The sequence below is a fragment of the Pseudomaricurvus alcaniphilus genome (assembly GCF_011440395.1).
GTDB classification, from domain to species: Bacteria; Pseudomonadota; Gammaproteobacteria; order Pseudomonadales; family Cellvibrionaceae; genus Pseudomaricurvus; species Pseudomaricurvus alcaniphilus.
This window is the reverse complement of record NZ_JAAOIX010000001.1, coordinates 300,128-322,339: the sequence shown is the minus strand read 5'-3', so window position 1 is coordinate 322,339 and position 22,212 is coordinate 300,128. Positions and strand designations below refer to the sequence as shown.

The window sequence follows — 22,212 nt, the reverse complement described above, 5'->3', positions numbered from 1 at the left end:
TTGCGCGGGGCCGGGGCATGATCCGGCCGTTCAGCTATTTTGTCGGCATGCGCTTCGCCGGCAGCCGCCAGCGGGCACAGCTGGTGTCCTTTATCTCCGCCATCTCCATTCTCGGCTTGACCCTGGGTGTGGGCCTGTTGCTGACCGTGCTGTCGGTTATGAACGGCTTTGACCGGGAGCTGCGCGAGCGCATTCTCGGCATTATGCCCCACGGCGCCATCTACCATCGCCAGGGCATTGCCGATTGGCGCGAGTTGCGCACCGGGTTATTGACCAATCCCGAATTTGTCGACGCGGCGCCTTTTGTGGAACTGCAGGCGATGCTGAGTGTGGGGCGCAAGGTGGCGCCTATCGCCTTTTTCGGCATCGATGCTGAGCAGGAGAGCCGGGTCTCGGTAATCCGCCAATTCGTGCCGGCGGAGGCGCTGGCACAGCTGCAGGGCGGCGGTACCGAGGGCGCCGCCATCGTGTTGGGTAAAGGCGTCGCTGCCAAACTCAATGTGGCCATCGGCCAGAAGATTACTGTGCTGGTGCCCAGCCGGCGCAGCGCCAGCGCACTGCCAGAAATCGGCGCCTTTACCCTGGTGGGGCTGATTGAATCCGGCACCGAGCTGGACCACTCGTTGGCCCTGACCAGCCTGGCGGCGGCCAGTGCCCTGTCCGATTTCCCCGGTCGGGTCTCCGGCCTGCGAGTGAAGGTCAATGACCTGTTTTCCGCCGCGGACATTATCTACCGCCAGGTGCGCAGCATGGAGTACGGCTACTACGGCTCCGACTGGAGTCGCACCCACGGCAACCTGTTTCACGCCATTCGCATTTCCAAGAGCCTGGTGGGCCTGTTGCTGTTCCTGATTGTCGCCATCGCCGCCTTCAATGTGGTGTCCACCCTGGTGATGGTGGTGGTGGACAAGCAGGCAGATATCGCGGTGCTCAAAACCCTGGGCGCCAGCAGCTCTGATATCACCTGGATATTTATGGTGCACGGCTGCTTTATCGGCCTCACCGGTACCCTGTTCGGGGTGATATTCGGGCTGGCCGGCTCACTGCTGGCCGCCGACCTGTTCAATCTCCTGGAGCGCTGGTTCGGCCTCAGCCTGCTGGACTCCAGTATCTACCCGGTGAGCTACCTGCCCTCCGAAATCCAGTGGCCGGACTTCCTGCTGGTGACCTGCGTGGCGCTGACCATGAGCCTGCTGGCCAGCCTCTATCCCGCCTGGCGCGCCAGCCGGGTCGCGCCCGCGGAAGTACTGCGCTTCGAATAGGCGCAGGGTAACTACTGCCTGCCAGCGCGGTGCAGCAGGTTGACTGCCAGTTGGGTGCCGGTTGATGGATTGCTGTGTGCGGTTAGACCGCTAGCTGGTGGAGGTCGACTGAGAGCAGGCTGACTAAAGACCGGCCGCAGACCCTGTAGCGAACAGGTTCCCCGCGGGACGAGCAAGGCGGTCTCGCGCTGCGTTTACTGCGGTGGATGCTGCCGCTGCAGGCGCTGGTTTTTGCGTTTCTCCCAATGGCGGATGACCTGCCAGCGCCAGAATACCTGCATGGAAATATACCCCAGGCCACCAAAAAACACCGCCGCCAGCAGTGACCCTACCAGCAGCGGCTGCCACAGATGGGTAAACTCGCTACTGAACCATTGCCACGAGAATTCCATCTGGAACGCCAGCGGCGGGGTGCCCAGAATCAGGCGCCCCAACTCGTAAGTGGCATAGAATATGGGAGGGATTGTGAACGGGTTGGAAACCCACACGAGGGCCACCGCAATGGGCAGGTTGACCCGCAACCAGAGGGCAAAGCAGGCCGCGATGGGCATCTGGCCGAGAATCGGCAAAAAAGCGACGAACAGCCCCAGACCAAACGCCCCGGAAACCGAGTGACGGTTCAGGTGAAACAGGTTCGGGTCGTGCAACAGGTGGCTAATAAAGTTTAACGCGGGGCGTTTTTTAAATTCAGCCGGGTCCGGAAGCCAACGCTTGAATATTTTTCTCGCCATTATCTCTACTGCTGTCCACGCTGCTGCTGCGGTAGCTGTCGCAGCGCGGGAGTCGGTATTATTGTCGGATAGCCCGCAGTCGGGTAAAACCTGGTCTAATCAATCACTAGCCCTCCGGTATTCTGTGATTACAGGAGGTCGACAATTTGTTTCGCGGCATTATAAGGAGTTGTCGTGTTTTCCACTACCGCCCGCTGCAATAAAGGCAGTTTATGTTTCACCTCCGGGCTCTGTCGCAAGCGTATCTCAAGCATCTCATGAATCAGCTTCTTCATCCACTCCGAGTTCTGCCGCGCCCGCTTTTCGAAAAACGCCTTGTTCTCAAGGGCGAGCCGCTGGTACTCCAGCACCATAGCCCAAATCTCCGCAATCCGTTGATTCTCCAGCGCCGAGCAGGTTTCCACTTTCGGGGTCCAGAAAGAACCGTGTTTGATCAGGTGAAAGGCATTTTGATAGTGCTGCCGGGTACGTTTGGCCAGGTTAATGCTCTCGCCGTCGGCCTTGTTAATCACCAGCGCATCCGCCAGCTCCATAATACCGCGCTTGATACCCTGCAATTCATCGCCGGCGTTGGGGATCATCAGCACCAGGAAAAAGTCCACCATAGCCGCCACTTCATACTCAGACTGGCCGACACCCACAGTCTCCACCAGAATGACGTCGTAACCGGCGGCCTCGCACAACAGCATGGTCTCCCGGGTTTTCTGCGCCACGCCGCCCAGCGAACCCTCGGAGGGAGAGGGGCGAATAAACGCATTCTCCTCCCGCGACAGCTCCTCCATACGAGTCTTGTCGCCGAGGATACTGCCGCCACGAATCGGCGAACTGGGATCCACCGCCAGCACCGCCACCTTCTTACCCTGCTTGATCAGGTGCTTGCCAAAGGCCTCGATAAACGTCGACTTACCCACCCCGGGTATACCGCTAATGCCAATGCGAATGCTATTGCCCGTAAACGGCAACAAATCTTCCAGCACCTGCTGTGCCTGCTGGCGGTGATTATCGAGTTTGCTTTCCACCAGGGTAATGGCCTTGGCCAGCGCCCGCCGATTACCCTGGCGTAACAGATTCAAGTCAATATTGGGATTGGGCATGTTGTTTCCTGTTTGTTTCGAGCCGCGTCTGGTCGCTTCGGGCTGCAGCGCGGTGTGCCCAGATGCGGCTTTGTTCCGTGACCCGCCGTACCCAAAGCACTCGCTGTGCTCGCGGGGCAGGCTCTAAATACGTCCATGTAGGCTCTCTGCCGCCACACCCCAGGGTGCTTTCTCTTGAAGCGTAGCTTCAATTCACCTTGTCCATGGCGGCAGAAGGTCACGGAACAAAGCCGCACCTGGGCCCATTGACGATTTCAGCGTAAATTCGACTAACATGACTTAATCATCGAATCTCTTTAAAAGTTGATTAAGTGCTAGGAGCTATAGCATGTCAGCTTTTTAAAAAATCGGCTGCTCGCGCATTGCTGGAAGAGGTGGCAGTGTTTGCGCTGGTGACCTTCTGCCGCCATGGATGGCGGCAGAGAGCCCCCATGGACGGGTTAACGGCGTGTCACCAGCGCAAACACTGCCGCCGCAACGCACAATCTTCGAACCAAGTACCAATGTAAAAATGCCCCCGTCAGGGGGCATTCTCAATCGATAAGCGTTTTATTACTAGATTAACACCTAAGCGTGAGCAGCACTGGCCTTGCGCACCTCATCCAGTACCTTGCGCGCCGAGATCGGAATCTTGGTACCGGGTCCAAAGATACCCTTAACGCCCGCTTGGTAGAGATAATCGTAATCCTGCTTCGGAATCACGCCCCCGGCCACCACGATGATGTCATCGGCACCCTGTTTCTTCAACTCCGCGATCAACTCCGGCACCAGGGTCTTGTGACCCGCTGCCTGGGACGAAACACCGACCACGTGAACGTCGTTCTCCACCGCCTGCTTGGCCACTTCCTCAGGGGTCGAGAACATCGGCGACAGATCGATATCGAAACCCACATCGGCAAAGGCCGTGGCGATCACCTTGGCACCGCGATCGTGACCGTCCTGGCCCATCTTGCACACCAGCATGCGCGGACGACGGCCCTGCTCAGACTCAAACGCCTCGATATCAGCCTTGATCGCCTGCCAATCGGCATCGTCCTCATAGGGCGCGCCGTAAACACCGGAGATAGTGCGAGCCTGGGCGTTATAACGGCCGAATTCAGCCTCCATGGCATCGCTGATTTCACCTACGGTGGCCCGTACCCGGGCGGCCTTGACAGACAGGTCGAGCAGATTGCCCTGACCGGTTTTGGCGGCCTCGGTAATCGCTGCCAGGGCAGCTTTGACTGCGTCGTTATCGCGCTCCGCCTTGAGCTTGTTGAGGCGGGCGATCTGGGAGTCACGTACGCGGACGTTGTCCACCTCGAGGATCTCCAGATCGTCTTCCTTCTCCAGCACATACTTGTTGACGCCGACGATAACATCCTCGCCGCGGTCGATCCGCGCCTGCTTCTTGGCCGCGGATTCCTCGATGCGCAGCTTCGGCAAGCCGGCTTCAATGGCCTTGGCCATGCCGCCGTTTTCCTCGATCTCGACAATCAGCTCCCAGGCCCGGTCGGCGATCTGCTGGGTCAGGGTTTCCATCATGTAAGAGCCGCCCCAAGGGTCGACCACCTGGCAGATACCGGTCTCCTCCTGGATGATAATCTGGGTGTTACGGGCGATGCGGGCGGAGAACTCCGTGGGCAGGGCCACGGCTTCATCGAGGGCGTTGGTGTGCAGCGACTGGGTGCCGCCGAACACCGCTGCCATGGCCTCGATGGTAGTGCGGATCACGTTGTTGTACGGGTCCTGCTCGGTCAGTGACCAGCCGGAGGTCTGGGAGTGTGTACGGAGCATGGACGACTTCGGGTTCTTCGGCTTGAACTCGCTCATGATCTTGTCCCAGAGCAGGCGGCCGGCGCGCAGCTTGGCGATTTCCATATAGAAGTTCATGGAAATGCCCCAGAAGAACGACAGGCGCGGGGCGAACTTGTCCACGTCGAGGCCGGCGGCCAGCGCCGTGCGCACATACTCGCGGCCGTCGGACAGAGTGTAGGCCAGCTCCAATGCCGCGTCGGCACCGGCTTCCTGGATGTGGTAGCCGGAAATGGAGATCGAGTTAAACTTCGGCATGTGCTCCGAGGTGTAGCCGATAATGTCGCCGATGATCTTCATGGAGGGCGCAGGGGGGTAGATATAGGTGTTGCGCACCATAAACTCTTTCAGGATATCGTTTTGGATGGTGCCCGCCAGTTTGTCCTGGCTCACACCCTGTTCCTCGGCGGCGATAATGTAATTGGCCAGAATCGGCAAGACCGCGCCGTTCATGGTCATGGACACCGATACCTTGTCCAGCGGGATGCCGTCGAACAGGATTTTCATATCCTCAACTGAATCGATGGCAACCCCGGCCTTGCCGACGTCGCCGGACACCCGCGGGTGGTCGGAATCGTAGCCGCGGTGGGTGGCCAGGTCGAAGGCCACCGAAACCCCCTGGGCGCCGGCGGCGAGATTCTTGCGATAGAAAGCGTTGGACTCCTCGGCGGTGGAGAAGCCGGCGTACTGACGGATGGTCCAGGGACGGCCGGCGTACATGGTGGCCTGCGGCCCGCGCACATAGGGTGCCAGCCCTGGCAAAGTGTCAGCGTACTCGAGGTTCTCGACATCGGCCCTGGTGTAAAGCGGCTTGATGTTAATGCCTTCGGGGGTATGCCAGGTCAGCTCTTCGGGAGTCAGTCCCTTGGACTGCTTGATGGCCAGGGCTTCCCAGTCGGCCAGGGTGGGTTTCTTATCGGACATAGGGTTTCTCTCTCCGTTACAGGCGCGGTTACAGGCCCGCGAGGGCGTTAATACTCAAAAGTCATAAACACGTTATTGGCACGGTCTGCGGGGCAGCAAACAACTCGGTTATCAGTGGTGTTCATCCTGCGGCTGGTTGAGTTCAATCAGAACTCCGTCACAGCTCTTCGGGTGAATAAAAATCACCTTGCAATTATGGGCGCCAATAGTAGGAGCCTCAGACAAAAACTGATAACCCTTGGCCTTCAGGTGCGCCACATCCGCCTCGATGTCGTCGCTGCGGAAGCAGAGGTGGTGCAGGCCACCGCCTTTCTTCTCCAGGTAACCGGCGATCGGGCCCTCGCCCCGCAGCGGGTGCACCAGCTCGATGCTGGTCTCCGGCAGCGGGAAAAATGCGGTGCTGGTCTTGGCCGCTTCGACATCCTCGGAGCCTTTGTACGGCAGGCCAAAGTCTTCCATAAAGCGTTTGATGGCCCTGTCAAAATCGGGTACGGCAATGGCGATGTGATCCAGTGCGACAATCATGTCTTTTACTCCGCTACATTAATACTTTGAAAACATTAACACTCGGGAAAACGCTGCTTGATTCAGGCTCGAATCAAGCAGCGCTGCCTTAGGCCAGGGTGGCCAAAAACGCGTTGGTTTTTGACTCCCGACGGGCTTTAATCTCCTCCGGTGATTCCTCCACCACGCGCTCATCCGGCGTGATCTTGTAGAGCACCTGGCCCTTCTTGATGATCGCGCCGTCGTCTTTTACCAGAACTTCCTCGATGGTTCCAGCAAACGGAGCGTTGACCTTGTTGAACATTTTCATCACTTCGATGATGTAGAGCGGCTGGCCGGCCTCAAAGTGGCTGCCGACTTCCACCAGTGGTGGCATGCCCGGCGCTTCGCAGGCGTAGAACATGCCACCGGTGGGAGCCAGGATTTCATCCGACTTGGCCGCCGGCGGTGGTACCAGCACCTTGGCCATGGCGGTTTGCAAATCGCCGTCCAGCAGTTTTTCCGGAATATGAATACTCAAATCCGGATTCACTTTCAAATCAAAGAAACCGGTAGTTCTGGCAATTTGTACCAGCAGGCTGAGAATACTGGTGCCTGCCTGGAAGCCGGTGTGAGCGGCTTTGGCAGCCTCCCATTTGTCCGCGGCAACGCCTTCAGGCGCTGCACCGGCGAGGGCGGCGACAATGGCGGCGTAATCACTGCTGCCGAGTAACTCTTCCAGCTTGCGGTAAAAGCCCACCGCTTGCTCGAGGATGGCGTGATCGTGATCCCAGATCATGGAGCTTGCCGGTTTGCTGTCGCAGGTGTCCATATTGAGGAAGTGATAGAGCTCCGCCAGCACCAGTACCGGGTTGCTGTTCCAGCTGACTTTATCGCCGTCAATGCTGAAGTGCTTCTGGTTGAGGCTGAGCCAGCCGGCCAGCTTGTGCGGCTCTTCCAGCAAGATTTCCAGCGGTCGGGTCAGCAGCAGGTGCTTGCGATCCAGTACCGCTTTCAGCTCGCCTTTTTCCGTCGCATCGTCGACTTTTTCCAGCTCGGCCTGGCAAACCTGGCGATAGGCATAGGCCAAATCCAGATCATTGGCTTCCTGTTTCAGCAGGCCCACCGCGGTCAGGTAGGGCACGATAAAGCGGGTGGTGGGGCGGGCATTGATGTTGTTGCCCAGGAACCAGTTGACCAGGCCGTAATGAAAACCGAGGTTGGTGGCCAGGTCCTTGCCGCGCAGCTCGGTGACCCGCAGGATTTCCGCCATGCGCTGGTAGCTGTTGCTGCGGTCGTCGCCCACGGTCAGCAGCAGGGCGATATTGGAGTCATAGGCACCGGCCAGGTGATACTTCATAAACACGTCGGTGTCGGGGTTGTGCAGGCTGATGCCCTGGTCGTCGCGGATCTCGCCTTCGACGGCGTTGGACCAGTTTTCGATGATGCCACCGGCGTGAGGCTGCAGGGCCTGGTTGGTGGCGTTCATGCGCGCTTCCACCGAGGCGTTGTGGCGCAGCACACGCTCGGGCTTGGGCAGGCGCGGGCCGTGGGCGGCCAGCAGCACCATGGCTTCAACCAGGGATTCCACCACAAAACTTTCGGCGCTGTTGTCCGGATTGCTGAACTTGAGCCCGTAGCAGAGTTCGGTGACCCGGTGCTCTACCTGGATGCGGGTGTTCATTTCCATAAAGAAGTGCTTGTCGCGATCGACGATACACTCGAAGGTGGAGACCGAATCGAGCCCTACGGCGAGGCCAAAGCGCTCCGATTCCTCTTCCATCTTCTGCAGGGTAATGATGTCCTGGCGCAGCACGGCAGCTTCGGTCTCGTTGCCGGCGGCTTCGGCGGCAGCGAGGGCGTTTTCCAGGTCTTCGGTGGTGACCGAGACTTCCAGCAGCTTTTGCTCGTGCATCTGCAGGGAGCAGTCGCGGCCGCCCATGGCCAGGGACCACTGGCCGTTGCCAATCACCTGGATTTCCTGGTGACGGGTGGTTTCGATGTTCAATTCCACCAGCACGTTCTTGTTGTCGCCCTTGCCGGTGGCTTTTACTTCGTTGAGAATTTCCAGCACCAGGCTCGGCGCCTTGGCGGCGGCCTGTTCAATGCGGCTGGCGAGATCGCCCTTATAGGCCGAGGGCGCCTTTAGAATACGCTGGCCCTTGCCACCGCCACCGCCAATGCACTTCAGGCGAATGCGGTTCTCCGGGTACTCCCGGGTCATGACCATAACCTGCTCGCGGATGGTCTCGCCCAGTTCCTCGATGGTATAGAGGTCGATGCCTTTCTCGTAGCTGGCGGCCAACACCAGGTCAGCCTTGTCTTCCAGCGAGATCTCGCTGGAGTCGAGCTTGGCGGCGTCCACTTGCAGACCTTCGCTGGCCACTAGCTGTTGCAGGGAGGCGATGTCCGGGTATTTCTTCAGCAGGGTCAGGGCGGTGGCATTGTCCACGCCCGGAGTGACCGAAACGCCGACCCGCAGGGCGGTGCGCTTGGCTTCATCCTTGAGGCCCGCATCGTGCACGGTTCGGGAGCAGGGGCCGATAAAATTGAGGCCGGCTTCTTCCATGGCGCTGACCATGTTCTCGTCTTCGGCCATAAAACCGTAGCCGGTGAAGATGGAGTTGTAGCCGTTTTCCCGGGCGATATTGATGATTTGCTGGATCCGCACTTCCCGCTCTGCCTTGTCGGCACCGGTGTAATCCGGTACCCGGTGCACGCGATCGGGGTCGGTCAGCTGGCGCAATTCTGGTGCCAGTGCGCTCTGGTAGACGATGGAGTCCTTCTCCGACAGCAGGATGCCGTAGTGGTGGATGCCCATCTCCTCGAACACATCCATGGCTTCCTTGCGGATCGGGCCGCGGCAGATGATCAGTGGGCGCATATGGCTGCTGTCAAAGCTGCGGGTCCACTCGGTGGTGGCATTGCCCAGGCGGCGATCCTTGTGGATCAGCGGGTTGTGTAAATAGTATTCGTTGCTTGGTTGCACGGCTTCAGCCTCTTTTCAATCTTTCTAATTCGGGGTGTGTGTGGTCTATTCGCAGTCGTCGCGCTAGTGAAATTCGCGCTGCACACCGTTGAACGGCTCTGGCGTGTAGTGGCGCAGGTGGAAATCCATGTTCTTGCACAGCACTTCACGCAGATCAGAGGGCATCACGATTTGCGAAATTGACCCCAGGCTCAGGGCTTCGTTAGGGTTCATCAACTCCTGCTCATAGCGGGTCTTGAGCGCCGCTTCGCGCTGGGCTTGATGGGCCGCAGCTTCGGTGCGGCTGACACCGTTGGCAACTTTTTCCTGGAATTCGCTGCGGATCTCCTGCAGCTCTTTTTTGTAGATAAATTCCACCCCGGCCGGGCCCATAACCGCCGCCCGGGTAGAGGGCAGGGCGATCACAAAGTCAGCGCCGGTGGGGTAGTTGTTGTAAGAGGCGTAAGCACCGCCGAAGGCGTTGCGAATAATGACCAGGAAGCGAGGCGTGCGCAGGTCGATGATGGCATCGAGCATGGCGCGGCCGGCCTGCACAATACCGCCGGCTTCCTGTTCTTTACCCGGCAGGAAACCGGTGGTGTCTTCCATAAAGATAATGGGGATGTTGTAGAGGTTACAGAAACGAATAAAGCGGGCGTTCTTCAGGGCCGCAGCAATGTCGATCTGGCCGGAGGACACCGCTGAATTGTTGGCGACAAAGCCGATCACGTTGCCGCCCATACGGCCCAGTGCGGTGATGGTGTTGCGCGCCCGGTCCGCCTGGATCTCCATAAAGTCACCGTGATCGCACAGCTGCTGGATCAGGATGGTGACATCCAGCGGCGTGTTAAAGCCACTGGGTGAGTTGAAGGCTTTCTTCAACAGGATGTCGATATCCCAGGTCTTGCGATTGACCGGGTCGGAGGTGGGCTCGAACGGCGCCAGCTCTGAATTGTTGCTGGGCAGGTAGTTGAGCAGGGCCCGCACCTTGCGCAGCGCCGACACTTCGTCGGGCACCACAAAATCGGTAACGCCGGACTGGCTGTGCACACCGGGGCCACCCAGTTCGTCCGGGGTGACGTCTTCACCCAGGACCGACTTGACCACGCCAGGGCCGGTGAGACCGAAGAAGGTGTCGTTGGGCTGGATCAGGAAGCTGCCCTGGCGCGGCAGGTAGGAACCGCCGCCGGCGTTAAAGCCGAACATGCACATGATGGAGGGCACCACGCCGCTGATCTTGCGCAGTGCGGTAAAGGCCTCGGCATAGCCGTCGAGGCCACCGACGCCGGCGGGTACGAAGGCACCAGCGGAATCGTTCAGGCCCACCAGCGGGATGCGACGCTTGCCGGCCAGCTCAAACAGGCGCGCCAGTTTCTTGCCGTTGGTGGCGTCCATGGAGCCGGCACGGACGGTAAAGTCGTGGCCGTAGACAGCGACGTCGCGGCCATTGATTTTCACCAGCGCCGTGACCAGTGACGCCCCGTCGAGGTTCTTACCCCAGTTCTGGAACAATACTGTCGGGTCTTCGTCGGTCAGCACCGACAGGCGCTCCCAGATCGTCATGCGGTTCTTGGCGTGCTGACGCTCGATATTGGGGACACCGGCAGCGGTTTTCGGACGGCGAATTAACTCGTAACCTTTTTTCAGCGTCTCTTCGTGCAGCCCGGGTTGGTACGAGGCTTGTCCGGGGACACTGAATTCAACTTCTTTGGCGTCGTCAAACGGGTTGACGAGGGATGCCTTGGGGTTGGTTGTTTTCGTCATGCTGTGAACTTCCGACAGTTTGTTTTTAGTCATAATTACCCGCCCCGGCCAGCCCGATTCACTGGCTGATTATCCGGGGCGGGATGGATAAGTCGGAGTGGATCATAGGGGCTTTTGTCTATTATTGGAATACGAAGGTAAGCTTGTTGTCTTTCTTAAAAAAACTATAAGTAATTGATATTTATATAAATAAATTAAAAATTAGACGTTAGTCGGGGACAAAAAAGGATATATCAAATTGACATAACCGCTCAAAAACGAGCCTTTTGTGCCCCTGATTGCGGCTGAATTGGACGGCGATGCCGCTGTTGATGGGGCACCGCGAGCTCAGGAACTCGCGGCTGGCCGGCTCGAGGGGTTGAGTGCCGCCGCCTGTTTTGCCGCCCGGTATTCTTTTGGGGTTTGTCCCTGCCATTGCTTGAACGCCCGGGTAAAAGCTCGCGGCTCGCTGAAATCCAGCAGTTTGGCGATTGCGGCGATGGTCAGGTTGCGGTTGCCGAGCAGCTTGGAGGCCAGGTCGCTGCGCAGGTTGTCTTTAATCTGCTGGTAGCTGATGCCCTCGGCGCTGAGTTTACGGCGCAAGGTCTGCTCGCTCATACCCAGCCGCTGGGCGATGACGCTGGAATTTGGCAGCTCGATGACCTGGTTGGGTGGCGGCGTCAGCATCTGGTTGATGCGCGCGGTCAGGCTGGTGTCCTCGCCGGGAATGGTGAGCAGGTCGATGGGCGCCCGGCGCAGGAAAACCTGCAACTCCCGCTGGCTACGCACCAGGGGTTGACCCAGGTAGCTGCGGTGGAACACCAGCCGGTTGAATTTGCTTTTCAGGTAAGTGGGGCAGCGAAACAGCAGGCGAAACTCGTCGGCTTCGATGGGGGTATAGTTGATGTAGGCGGCCAGCAATTTGATCGGCTTGCCGATGTACCAGCTGGCAAAGCGGTGCCAGATCACGTGCCAGTACTCGATGTAAAAATGCTCAAAATCCAGTTCCGGACGGCGAAACACCGTGGTCAGGTAGACGTGGTCGCCCTCGTAGACCAGTGACATTTGCAGTTCATCGGTGATCTGGTTGTAAAAGCGAATGCCCCGGGTCAGCAGTTCTTCCAGGGTGTGGGCGCTGGAGACCCAGTCGGCCATCAGGGCGAAGGTGCCCACCTTGCAGGGGCGCTCGGTGAAACCCATAAACTCATCGTTGAGGGCCTTGGCGATGCCGTCGTAGAGCTTGGCCACCAGGTCAACATGGATCCTGGCCTTGGGGTCGCGCAGGGGCTTCTCCGGAATCCGGGCCTCTTTCAGCAGCACCTTGGGGTCCAGGCCTTTGGCGATGGCGCCGCCGAGGGCGCTTTTTATATAGTGGGTACCAATGGTTGCCATGGGATGATTGTCAAAACAGCAGAGTGGCAGAAGGCGCTAAGCTTAACAGTTGCGGCCGGTTCGGCAAACGGCCGGGGCCCCATAGTCCGGTCAGCCGATCTGGCTCGGTGAATTGGCAGGGGACTGGGGGCAAGCGCCTGGTCTGCAGGATCTATGCATTGATGCCGTGGGCGGGTAAAGTTTGAAGCCTGACCTGGTCAATAATTTTCTAGTGCGTAAATGAACACAGGTGGCAGAGATGTCTAATCGCAAGAAGCTCATAATAATCGCCCATGCCCCATCCGATAATACCCGAAAGATGGCAGAGGCCGTGGTGAAAGGTGCTACCAACCCTGAAATAACGGGCGTGGAGGTACAGTGCAAGGCACCGCTCGAGACCCAACCTGATGACATAATTTCGGCTCATGCCCTGATTATTGGCACCACTGAAAACCTTGGCTACATGGCAGGCCTGGTCAAGGATGTATTCGACCGCTGTTATTACCCCTGTCTGGATAAAACCCAGGGGCTGCCATTTGCTTTCTATGTTCGGGCTGGCCACGATGGCACCGGCACTCAACGAGCGATTGAGAGTGTCGCGACCGGGTTGCGCTGGCGCATAGTGCAAGAACCTCTTATCTGCCGGGGTGATTTCCAACAAACGTTTATCAGCCAATGTGAGGATCTGGGTTTATCAATGGCGGCAAGCCTGGACGCAGGTATTATTTAAAACTCAAACGGTCTTCATAAACCTCATACCTGGGACTGAAATTCCGCCACCGTCACCGGCGCTGCAAGCTTAAACCGCTGCATTGACCTTTTCCGCCGCACCCGGGGGGTCGATGATGGGCGCTGGAGACAAGCGGTAGACGGGGGCGTCGAGTGTGGATTGCGGTGGTGGCTGTCAGTGGGATGGGGCTGGTGGCACTGTGCCCGAGCCTGCCGTCGCTGACCTACCCGGTTGCCGCGCTCTGCGTCGTTGCCGTTGTTGGTGTCTGTCGCCGTGACCTGAGCTGGCCGCTGCTGGCGGGGCTATTGCTGCTGTGTTGTTGCCGCGGGATTTTGTGGGGGGATTGGCAACTGCAGAATCGGGTTGCTGCCTCGCTGGAAGGCGCAGATATGGTGCTGGAAGGCTACGTCGACGGGCTGCCGGAGCGCCAGCCGCGCTTGCAGCGCTTTAATTTTCAGGTTCGTTCAGCACGGCGGGCCGACACCGGCGCAGAGGTTGCGTTTCCCGCCAAAGTGCGCCTTAGCCACTACATTGAGCCCGGCGTTGCAACACTACCGCCGCTGGTGGCCGGCGGTGAAAGCTGGCGCCTGTTGGTGCGGGTAAAGCGACCCTATGGCTTTGTCAACCCCGGCGGATTCGATTACGAGTTGTGGTTATTGAACCGCGGTATCGGCGCCACCGGCTATGTGCGCCAGTTAATCGCTCCGCTGGCGCCAGTGGGCGGTGCTGCCGCGCTGCACCGCTGGCGTGAAAAAATTCGCCAGCGCTTTTTTCAAGATTTTCAAGAGTTGGGCCAGGGGCGAGTGCTGGGGGTGCTGCTGGCACTGACCCTGGGCGATAAAAGTTATATCGACAGCAGCGCCCGGGACGCCATCCGCGAATCCGGCCTTAGCCATTTGCTCGCCATCTCCGGGCTGCACATCAGTGTGGTCGCCGCTTTTGGTTTTCTGCTCGGTCGTCACCTGGGCGGCGTATTGTCGCTGGCCTGGCCGCTGGCGCTATTTGGGCCCCGGGTGGGAGTGGCCGGCGGGGTTGCGCTGGCGGGCAGCTACAGCCTGCTGTCCGGCTTTGGTATACCGGCTCAACGGGCCATGATCATGTTGCTGGTGTGGTCGGCCTGGTATTTGTCGAACCGCCGTTTCAGCGCCTGGGACAGCTGGAGCCTGGCGCTGCTGGCAGTGCTCTGGCTGCAACCCCTGGCACTGCTGGAAGCGGGGTTCTGGTTTTCCTTTGCCGCAGTGGCGAGTTTGATCCATCTGTCCGGCAAGAACTACAGCGCCGCCTGGGGCAAGTGGGCGCTGCTGGTGTTTTTGCAAGTGGGCTTGTTCCTCCTGCTGGGGGTATTGCAAGTCTTCTGGGGGCTGGGGCTCAACCCCTGGTCACCCCTGATCAACCTGGTGGCCATTCCCTTTGTCAGCTTGCTGGTGGTGCCGCTGGCCCTGTTGGCAACACTGGCGGTGCTGATCCTGCCGCCGCTGGCAGCGCCATTGCTGTGGCTGGTGCAACTGCCGCTGGCGGCGTTTTGGCGGGGCCTCGACGGTCTGGCGGCAGTGGGAGGCCTGGCCTATTTTGTGCCGCTGCTGCCCCTGTCACTGCCGGCGTTGCTGGTTGCGTTGCTCGGTATTGCGCTGTTGCTCTCGCCGCTGCCGGCGGCCATGCGGGCGATGGGAGTAGCGGCAGCGCTGGTTGCCGGGGCCGCGGGCCAGGCGGTTGAGCGAGACACCCGGGTAACCGTGCTGGATGTAGGGCAGGGGTTGGCGGTGGTGGTGGAGAGTGGCGGCGAGGTGTTGCTGTACGATACCGGGCCGCGATTTTCCGCCCGTTTCGATGCCGGCAGAGCGGTGCTGTTGCCCTATTTCAGCCACCGCGCCATTCGCAAGCTGGACACCCTGGTGGTCAGTCACGGCGACAGCGACCACAGCGGCGGCTACAGCTCGGTGGTGTCTACGACCGCGGTGCAGCAGTTGTTGCTGGGGGAGGTGTTTGACGGCCTGGTCGCTCGCCAATCCGACTCAGGCAATAACTCCGGCGACTTCTGTAATCGCGACCGGACCCTGTTGCTGGGGCGGGTCGTGGTTCATATCATTGGCCTGGGGCAGGACCGCTGGCCGCAAAACCCCAACAACCGCTCCTGTGTCTTGCTGCTGGAGGTCGACGGCCACCGGCTGCTGTTGCCCGGTGACATCGAGCACCAGCGGGAGCAGCTACTGTTGCAGCACCCGCTGTTGCAGGCGCCTGTGGCGGTAATGTTGGTACCTCATCACGGCAGCCAGACTTCATCGACCCGGGCCTGGGTCGAGCGCCTGCGCCCGCACTGGGCAGTAGTCAGTGCCGGCTATCGCAATCGTTACAAGCACCCCCACGCAGATGTTTTACAGCGCTATCGCCAGGTCGGCAGTCAGTTGCTGTGCAGCAGCGACAGCGGGGCACTGACGTTTATATTTGAGCCCTCCGGCCAGTTGCGCCTGCAGCGCTACCGACAGCAGGTGGCGCGTTACTGGCGTTATCGCCAGCCTCAGGCCTGCCCGCCATAGCCTGCAAAAGAAATCAGATTGCCGCTGCCGGAATAATTTCAACGTCTATACTGCAGAGTGTTGGATTTCGGGAAATAGAAACCGGGCGGGGGCGTTCGCCGCGCCGCGGAGTGTGGTACAGTTCCGCCGGTTATGTGGCAAGCTTTCCCCGGGGCGTCGTGCCGCTCAAAACAGGCTGGTAAAAAATAAAGAGGTTCAGAAGTGCTGGAAATTGTCTCTGCTGGTGGTTGGTTAATGCTGCCGATAATCTTGTGTTCCATAGCGGTTATTGCGATTGGAATCGAGCGTTACTGGACCCTTAACTCGAAAAAAATTGCCCCCAGGGGCCTGCTGGCCCAGGTGTGGGGTTGGATAAAAAGCAATCAGCTGGATGCGGCCCGGCTCAAGGAGCTGAAGCAGTCCTCGGAGCTGGGCAAGATTTTGGCCGCTGGCTTGAGTAATTCCCGCCACGGCCGCGATGTTATGAAAGACAGTATCGAAGAGGCGGCCAGCCAGGTGGTGCACGACCTGGAGCGCTACCTGGGCGCGCTCGGCACCATTGCCGCGGTGTCGCCGCTGCTGGGTTTGCTGGGTACCGTGTTGGGCATGATCAAGGTATTTACCGCCATCATGATGCAGGGCACTGGCAATGCGGCGGTGCTGGCCGGCGGTATCTCGGAAGCATTAATCACCACTGCGGCGGGCTTGTGCGTGGCCATTCCGGCGATGATCCTGCACCGTTTCTACACCCGCAAGGTCGACGGGCTGGTGGTCACCATGGAGCAGGAAGCGGTGAAACTGGTGGACGCGCTGCACAGTGAGCGCCGGGTCGATGTCAAAGCGGCTTAGGGGTTGAACGGTGAAGTTTAAACGGCAGGTGCAGGCGGAAGACGCTATCAATCTCACCCCCCTGATTGATGTGGTGTTTCTGCTGCTGATCTTTTTTATGGTGTCCACTACCTTTACCCGGGAGACCCATCTCAGTATCGATTTGCCCGAGGCCTCGGCCACCGCGGCGCTGGAATCGGAACAGGTGCTCGACATACTGATTGCCGCTGACGGCAGTTACTCCCTCAACGGCAAGTCGCTGATCAATCAAAAGATCGAGACTTTGAAAGCGGCGCTCAACAAGGAGTCAGAGGGCAACAGCAAACTGCCGTTGACCATTACCGCCGACGCCAAGACCCCCCATCAAGCGGTGGTGACGGCCATGGACGCAGCCGGCCAGCTGGGTTTTGTGCACCTCAGCATCACCACCCGCAAACCCGGTGCTGACGGTGGCTAGAAACATGTGGCCTGAATTCGAGTGGCCTGAATCCGAGTGGCAAGACTCCGTGTGGCTGTTAGAGGTGGTGCGCTGCGGGGCAGGGCAACGTGGCTAACAGCCCGGTGAACCCTCGCGAGGCCAGCAACAAAAGCCAGGCCAACGATCCAGGCTGCTCCAGCAATCCAGGCCAGGCCAGTAATCCAGGCCAGGCCAGTAATCCAGGCCAGGCCAGGGCAACAAACCCTGCTGGCAAAAACAGCAGCGGCAGCCACGAGTTCTGGCTGGCGGCCTGGTACGAGGGGCGCTGGTGGCTGTGGCTGCTGTGGCCCTTGAGCTTGCTGTTTTCCGGGCTGGCCGCCAGGCGCCGGCGGCGTTTAAGTGCCAGCGCGGTGAAGTTGTCGGCGCCGCTGATCGTGGTGGGCAATATATCCCTCGGTGGCACCGGTAAAACCCCGCTTATTATCGCCTTGGTCAAATTCCTGCGCAGCCGTGGCCTGCGGCCCGGGGTACTGAGCCGCGGCTACGGTGGCCAGGCCCCGCACTATCCCTATTCGGTGGTGGCCGGTTCCGACCCCCGCCACTGTGGTGACGAACCCCTGTTGATCGCCCGGGAAGCCGCCTGCCCGGTGGCCGTGGATCGCGACCGGGTAGCGGCAGGGCAGCACCTGATCCGCGAACACGGCTGCAATATTTTACTCAGCGACGACGGCTTGCAACATTATCGCCTGGCCCGGCAGTGGGAAATCGCCGTTATCGACGGTCGCCGCGGCCTGGGTAACGGCCTGTGCCTGCCGGCCGGCCCTTTGCGGGAGCCGCCGGCGCGTTTGCAGGAGGTGGACTGTGTGGTGATCAATGGCACCGGCAGCGCCTGCGAAACCGAGTTGGCACTGGACCATGGCATTGTGTTTGCGGTGAATTTGCTGCCCAGTCATTGGTGCAATGTGAAAACCGGTGAGCGGGTGAGTGTGGTTGACTACCCGCGGTTGCTTGCCAGTGCCGCCGGGGAAGAGGCCATCGATGCGGTCACCGGTATTGGCAATCCGGGCCGATTTTTTGACACATTGCGTGACATGGGGCTCAAGATTCGGGAAAATTCCTTTCCTGATCATCATCCGTTTTGCGCCGAAGATTTGCAGTACGCGGGCGACCAGCCCTTGCTGATGACCGCCAAGGATGCCGTCAAATGCCAGCCATTTGCCAAGGCCAGCTGGTGGTATCTCGCCGTTGGTATGCCCCTGCCGGATGCCTTGCAACAGACACTGGCGGACTTCCTCGTGCAACAGGGTCTTCTTGCCGACCACTCAGAGAGCAGTTAATGAAATTTACCGTTGTTATTCCCGCCCGTTACGCGTCCTCCCGCCTGCCCGCCAAACCACTGAAAGATATTGCTGGCAAACCCATGATTCAATGGGTCTACGAACAGGCTAGCAAGAGCAGCGCCGAGCGGGTGGTTGTGGCCACCGACGATACCCGCATCGAAGAAGTGGTATTGGGTTTTGGTGGCAACGTCTGCATGACCTCCGCCCAGCACGAGTCCGGCACCGACCGCTTGCAGGAAGTTGCCGCCACCTATGGGCTCGCCGCTGATGACATAGTGGTCAATGTGCAGGGCGATGAGCCACTGATCCCGCCGGCGGTGATCGAGCAAGTGGCGACCAACCTGGCCAATTATTCGGCCGCCAGCGTGGCCACCCTCTGCGAGCCCATTCGCAGTAGCGAAGATTTTCTCAGCCCCAATGTGGTGAAGGTGGTTACCGACTGCAACGGTATGGCGCTCTATTTCAGCCGCGCCCCCATGCCCTGGCCCCGGGACCCGTTTGCCAAAAGCCGGGAGCAGCTGCCTGATTCACCCATGTTCCAGCGCCATATTGGTATCTACGCCTATCGGGTCAGTCTCCTCAACCAGTTTGTTACCTGGCCGCTGGCGCCGCTGGAAGCGCTGGAGTGCCTGGAGCAATTGCGGGTGCTCTGGAATGGCCACGGTATTCACGTGCAACAGGCCGTAGCCGATGTGCCCGGCGGCGTTGATACCGCCGCCGATCTGGAGCGGGTGCGCAAAATTCTGCAATCAGCCTGAGTCGAGGTTCATTCGTGAGCGTTAATGTGATGTTTGTGTGCCTGGGCAATATCTGTCGCTCGCCCACCGCCCACGGTTTGTTCGCCGCCAAGGTGGAGCAGGCGGGTTTGAGCGGGCATATCCAGGTGCGCTCTGGCGGCACCGGCGGCTGGCATGTGGGCGATCCACCCGATGAGCGCAGTGTGCGGGTGGCGCTGGAGCGGGGCATCGACCTGTCTCATCTGCGCGCCAGCCAGGTGAGCAGTCGGGATTTCCACAGCTGCGACTATATGCTGGCCATGGACGCCGCCAACCTCGCCGATTTGCGGCGCATGGCGCCGCCCGCTTACCCCGGGGTGCTGGACCTGTTTTTGACGTTTGCTGCCGACTCCGGCTACCGCGAGGTGCCGGACCCCTATTACGGCGGCGAGGATGGCTTCCAGCTGGTGGTTGACCTGATAGAAGCGGCCTCCGACGGCCTGCTGCAGCATATTCGCCGTCACCAGCTGGGGCAGGGTTGATGCCGCCGGATTCCGCCCCGCCCCCGGTGTCGCTGTTGCCGCACGCCAGCCTCAATTTCCTCAACACCATGGGGGTGGCGGCAAAAGCGGATTTTATGGCCACCGCGGGTTCGGTGGCGGAATTGCAGGCACTGCTCAAGTGGTGGCGCGCAGAGCACCGCCAGTCCGCCTCGCCGCCGCCAATTCTGCCTTTGGGCGGTGGCAGCAACCTGATCCTGGCCGCTGACTTTGCCGGCCTGGTTATCCGCATCGGCATTCACGGCCGTGAGCTGGTGCGCGAAGACGAAGACTTTGTCTGGCTCCGGGTCGGGGCCGGTGAAAACTGGCACCAGCTGGTAGAACACTGCCTGCAAGCGGGCTATTGCGGGCTGGAAAACCTGGCCCTGATTCCCGGCAATGTCGGTGCCGCGCCGATCCAGAATATCGGCGCCTACGGGGTCGAGCTGCAGCAGGTCTTCGCCGAACTGTCGGCGCTGGAGATCAGCAGTGGTGTGGAGGTGACTTTTGATCGCGATGCCTGCCACTTTGGCTACCGCGACAGTATCTTCAAGCAGGGCTTGCAGGGCCGCTACATCATCACCTCAGTCACCCTTAAGCTGGCCAAGAAGCCGCGGCTGGTGTGCGAATACCCGGCCCTGCAGCAGTATTTCGAAGATCACGGCAGTAAAGCTGAGCACCCCGAGCAGATTTTTGCTGCGGTGTGTGCCATCCGGCGCAGCAAGCTGCCCGATCCCAGCGAGGTGCCCAACGCCGGCAGTTTCTTCCAAAACCCGGTGGTAGATCGGGCCGCTTACGAAGAGCTGAAAGGCCGCTACCCGGGCCTGGTGGGGTATCCGCTGGACGACGGCGCCCGGGTCAAGCTTGCCGCTGGCTGGTTGATCGACCACGCCGGTTGGCGCGGTTATCGACTCGGCCCGGTCGGGGTGCACGACAAGCAGGCTCTGGTATTGATCAATCCGGGTCGCGGCAGTGGCCGCGACGTGCTGGAACTGGCGGCCAGGATTCAAACCGATATTCAGGCCCGTTACGGGGTCAAGCTGGTGATCGAGCCCAGCGTGGTGGGCTCCTAGGCTGGCGTTCTTGCAGAAATAAATTATGTCAAAAGCTGATTAGTTGCCATCCTTGCCGGGATTGAATTCTGCAGCAGTGAAAAATTATTATAATAAATTGCTGGCACAATCAGGCCATGGCGTGAAGGCGCTGTACCACGGGTGGGGCCTTGTCTATACCACCAAGGTCGGTGGCGTTCGGACACGGTAGTATTTATAGTAAGGGATAGAGCGCATAAAAGAGCGTGCACGCACAGCGCACAATATAATGCAAAAATCACTGTTTGAAGCAGATGCACCCCTTGAGTTTCCCTTGCGCCAGGGGTTTTTAACCCTGCACCCGCACTGGTTGGCGCGGGAGCAAGCGGACCAATTGTTTCAGGTTTTTAAGGAAACCCTCAACTGGGAGCAGTCACAACTGCGCATCCATGGCAGGATGGTACCGATTCCGCGGTTGAATGCCTGGTATGGGGATCCCGGCTGCCACTACCAGTACTCCGGACATCAGCTAACATTAAATCCCTGGACCGCTGAACTGGCCGCTCTCAGGCAGCGCTTGAGCGAGGAGTTCAACAGCCAGTTTAATTCAGTGCTGGCCAATTTTTACCGCGACGGTAAGGACAGTGTCGCCTGGCACAGTGACGACGAGCCGGAGCTCGGTCGCAACCCGTTGATTGCCTCCCTCAGCCTGGGGGTGAGCCGCCGCTTCAGCCTCAAACATCGTTTTCAAAAGCAGGAGGCGCCGGTGAATCTGGAGTTAACGCACGGATCGCTGTTGTTAATGTCCGGTACGACACAAAGTTTTTGGAGTCATTGCCTGCCTAAATCGAGTAGAATTGCGTCTGGAAGAATTAACCTGACGTTTCGTCGCATTGTTGATCCGCGCATCGACAAACAGTGACGGCAGTTAAGGGCTTTACGGTTTTACAGTCAGTAAGTTGGTGTCGGCACAGGGAGTCGCTGAACACCGGTTTTTCTGCCCTGCACAAGAGGGTGTGTTACTTGATAAAAATTCTGATAGTAGACGATCACGACCTGGTGCGTACGGGGTTGGTGCATATGCTCTCCGCCGTCGATGGTTTTAACGTAGTCGGCGACGCGACCTGTGGCGAGGAGGCGGTGAAGATGACCCGCACGCTGAAGCCCGATGTGGTGTTGATGGACGTCAAAATGCCCGGCATTGGCGGCATTGAGGCCACCAAAAAGCTCAACCTGGCCGACAACCATGTCAAGGTTATTGCGGTGACCGCCTGTGACGATGACATGTTCCCGAATCGGCTGCTGCAGGCGGGGGCCGTTGGCTATGTGACCAAGGGCGCCGGCCTCGATGAAATGATCAAGGCAATTCGCACGGTACATGAGGGCAATCTCTATGTAAGCAGCAAGATTGCCCAGCAGATGGCATTGAGAAGCTTTAACGGCAACAAGAGCGACAAGTCACCCTTCGAAAAGCTCTCCGAGCGAGAGCTGCAAACTGCCATGCTGATCTCCAACGGCAAGAAAGCCCAGGAGATCGCCGACACCTTTTGCGTCAGTCCGAAGACAGTAAACAGCTACCGCTATCGCATCTTCGAGAAGCTGGATATCAACAGCGATGTGGAGTTGACTCTGCTGGCGGTGAAGCACAATATCCTCGATATAGAAAACATATTGTAGTAGCAGTGGGCCGGCACTTGTCGCAGCAGCCTGAACAAGGCCAGGTCAAT

The 22,212-nt window shown here is 59.3% G+C and carries 18 protein-coding genes; 11 read left to right on the top strand and 7 right to left on the bottom strand.

Annotated features, from left to right (window positions below; genetic code table 11):
- Window positions 1–17 precede the first annotated feature (17 nt).
- Window positions 18–1,262 carry a lipoprotein-releasing ABC transporter permease subunit gene (locus G8764_RS01395; RefSeq protein WP_166161135.1) on the top strand — a complete coding sequence of 415 codons (1,245 nt, stop codon included), beginning with the start codon at window positions 18–20 and terminating at the stop codon, window positions 1,260–1,262.
- Window positions 1,263–1,456: 194 nt separating this feature from the next.
- On the opposite strand, the gene G8764_RS01390 is transcribed toward G8764_RS01395, so the two are convergent.
- From G8764_RS01390 to G8764_RS01360, 7 genes are all read right to left on the bottom strand, one after another.
- Complete coding sequence (locus tag G8764_RS01390; protein WP_166161133.1) at window positions 1,457–1,993, bottom strand: DUF2062 domain-containing protein; 537 nt, start codon at window positions 1,991–1,993, stop codon at window positions 1,457–1,459.
- A gap of 128 nt (window positions 1,994–2,121) precedes the next feature.
- Complete coding sequence (gene meaB, locus G8764_RS01385; protein ID WP_166161131.1) at window positions 2,122–3,087, bottom strand: methylmalonyl Co-A mutase-associated GTPase MeaB; 966 nt, start codon at window positions 3,085–3,087, stop codon at window positions 2,122–2,124.
- A 567-nt stretch (window positions 3,088–3,654) separates the two neighbouring features.
- Entirely contained in the window at window positions 3,655–5,805 is a 2,151-nt protein-coding gene (scpA, locus tag G8764_RS01380) for a methylmalonyl-CoA mutase (RefSeq protein ID WP_166161129.1), read from the bottom strand.
- A 111-nt stretch (window positions 5,806–5,916) separates the two neighbouring features.
- Window positions 5,917–6,330 (bottom strand): methylmalonyl-CoA epimerase, encoded by a 414-nt coding sequence (mce, locus tag G8764_RS01375; protein ID WP_166161127.1) that lies wholly within the window; start codon window positions 6,328–6,330, stop codon window positions 5,917–5,919.
- 88 nt (window positions 6,331–6,418) lie between these two features.
- Complete coding sequence (locus G8764_RS01370) at window positions 6,419–9,277, bottom strand: biotin/lipoyl-containing protein (RefSeq protein WP_166161125.1); 2,859 nt, start codon at window positions 9,275–9,277, stop codon at window positions 6,419–6,421.
- A 63-nt stretch (window positions 9,278–9,340) separates the two neighbouring features.
- Window positions 9,341–11,020 (bottom strand): acyl-CoA carboxylase subunit beta, encoded by a 1,680-nt coding sequence (locus tag G8764_RS01365; protein ID WP_166162930.1) that lies wholly within the window; start codon window positions 11,018–11,020, stop codon window positions 9,341–9,343.
- A 327-nt stretch (window positions 11,021–11,347) separates the two neighbouring features.
- Window positions 11,348–12,391, bottom strand: a complete 1,044-nt coding sequence (locus G8764_RS01360) for an AraC family transcriptional regulator (protein WP_166161123.1) — start codon at window positions 12,389–12,391, stop codon at window positions 11,348–11,350.
- Window positions 12,392–12,629: 238 nt separating this feature from the next.
- On the opposite strand from G8764_RS01360, the gene G8764_RS01355 reads away from it, so the two are divergent.
- From G8764_RS01355 to uvrY, 10 genes are all read left to right on the top strand, one after another.
- Window positions 12,630–13,100, top strand: coding sequence for a flavodoxin family protein (locus tag G8764_RS01355; protein WP_166161121.1), 471 nt, complete (start codon window positions 12,630–12,632; stop codon window positions 13,098–13,100).
- A 167-nt stretch (window positions 13,101–13,267) separates the two neighbouring features.
- Window positions 13,268–15,634, top strand: coding sequence for a DNA internalization-related competence protein ComEC/Rec2 (locus G8764_RS01350; RefSeq protein ID WP_166161119.1), 2,367 nt, complete (start codon window positions 13,268–13,270; stop codon window positions 15,632–15,634).
- A 201-nt stretch (window positions 15,635–15,835) separates the two neighbouring features.
- Window positions 15,836–16,462, top strand: coding sequence for a MotA/TolQ/ExbB proton channel family protein (locus G8764_RS01345; RefSeq protein WP_166161117.1), 627 nt, complete (start codon window positions 15,836–15,838; stop codon window positions 16,460–16,462).
- Between the two features lie 10 nt (window positions 16,463–16,472).
- Window positions 16,473–16,898, top strand: a complete 426-nt coding sequence (locus G8764_RS01340) for a biopolymer transporter ExbD (protein WP_166161115.1) — start codon at window positions 16,473–16,475, stop codon at window positions 16,896–16,898.
- 89 nt (window positions 16,899–16,987) lie between these two features.
- Window positions 16,988–18,196 carry a tetraacyldisaccharide 4'-kinase gene (lpxK, locus tag G8764_RS01335; RefSeq protein ID WP_166161113.1) on the top strand — a complete coding sequence of 403 codons (1,209 nt, stop codon included), beginning with the start codon at window positions 16,988–16,990 and terminating at the stop codon, window positions 18,194–18,196.
- Complete coding sequence (gene kdsB, locus G8764_RS01330) at window positions 18,196–18,957, top strand: 3-deoxy-manno-octulosonate cytidylyltransferase (protein WP_166161111.1); 762 nt, start codon at window positions 18,196–18,198, stop codon at window positions 18,955–18,957. The genes lpxK and kdsB overlap by 1 nt, the downstream gene beginning before the upstream one ends.
- Window positions 18,958–18,986: 29 nt before the next feature.
- On the top strand, window positions 18,987–19,457 hold the full coding sequence (locus G8764_RS01325) for a low molecular weight protein-tyrosine-phosphatase (protein ID WP_166162927.1): 471 nt from the start codon (window positions 18,987–18,989) through the stop codon (window positions 19,455–19,457).
- A complete protein-coding gene (gene murB / locus G8764_RS01320) occupies window positions 19,457–20,527 on the top strand; it encodes a UDP-N-acetylmuramate dehydrogenase (protein WP_166161109.1) in 1,071 nt (356 codons plus the stop codon). Before G8764_RS01325 ends, murB begins: the two co-directional genes overlap by 1 nt.
- Window positions 20,528–20,774: 247 nt before the next feature.
- A complete protein-coding gene (locus tag G8764_RS01315; protein WP_166161107.1) occupies window positions 20,775–21,407 on the top strand; it encodes an alpha-ketoglutarate-dependent dioxygenase AlkB family protein in 633 nt (210 codons plus the stop codon).
- Between the two features lie 101 nt (window positions 21,408–21,508).
- Window positions 21,509–22,162 carry a UvrY/SirA/GacA family response regulator transcription factor gene (gene uvrY / locus G8764_RS01310; RefSeq protein WP_166161105.1) on the top strand — a complete coding sequence of 218 codons (654 nt, stop codon included), beginning with the start codon at window positions 21,509–21,511 and terminating at the stop codon, window positions 22,160–22,162.
- The last annotated feature ends 50 nt before the right edge of the window (window positions 22,163–22,212 follow it).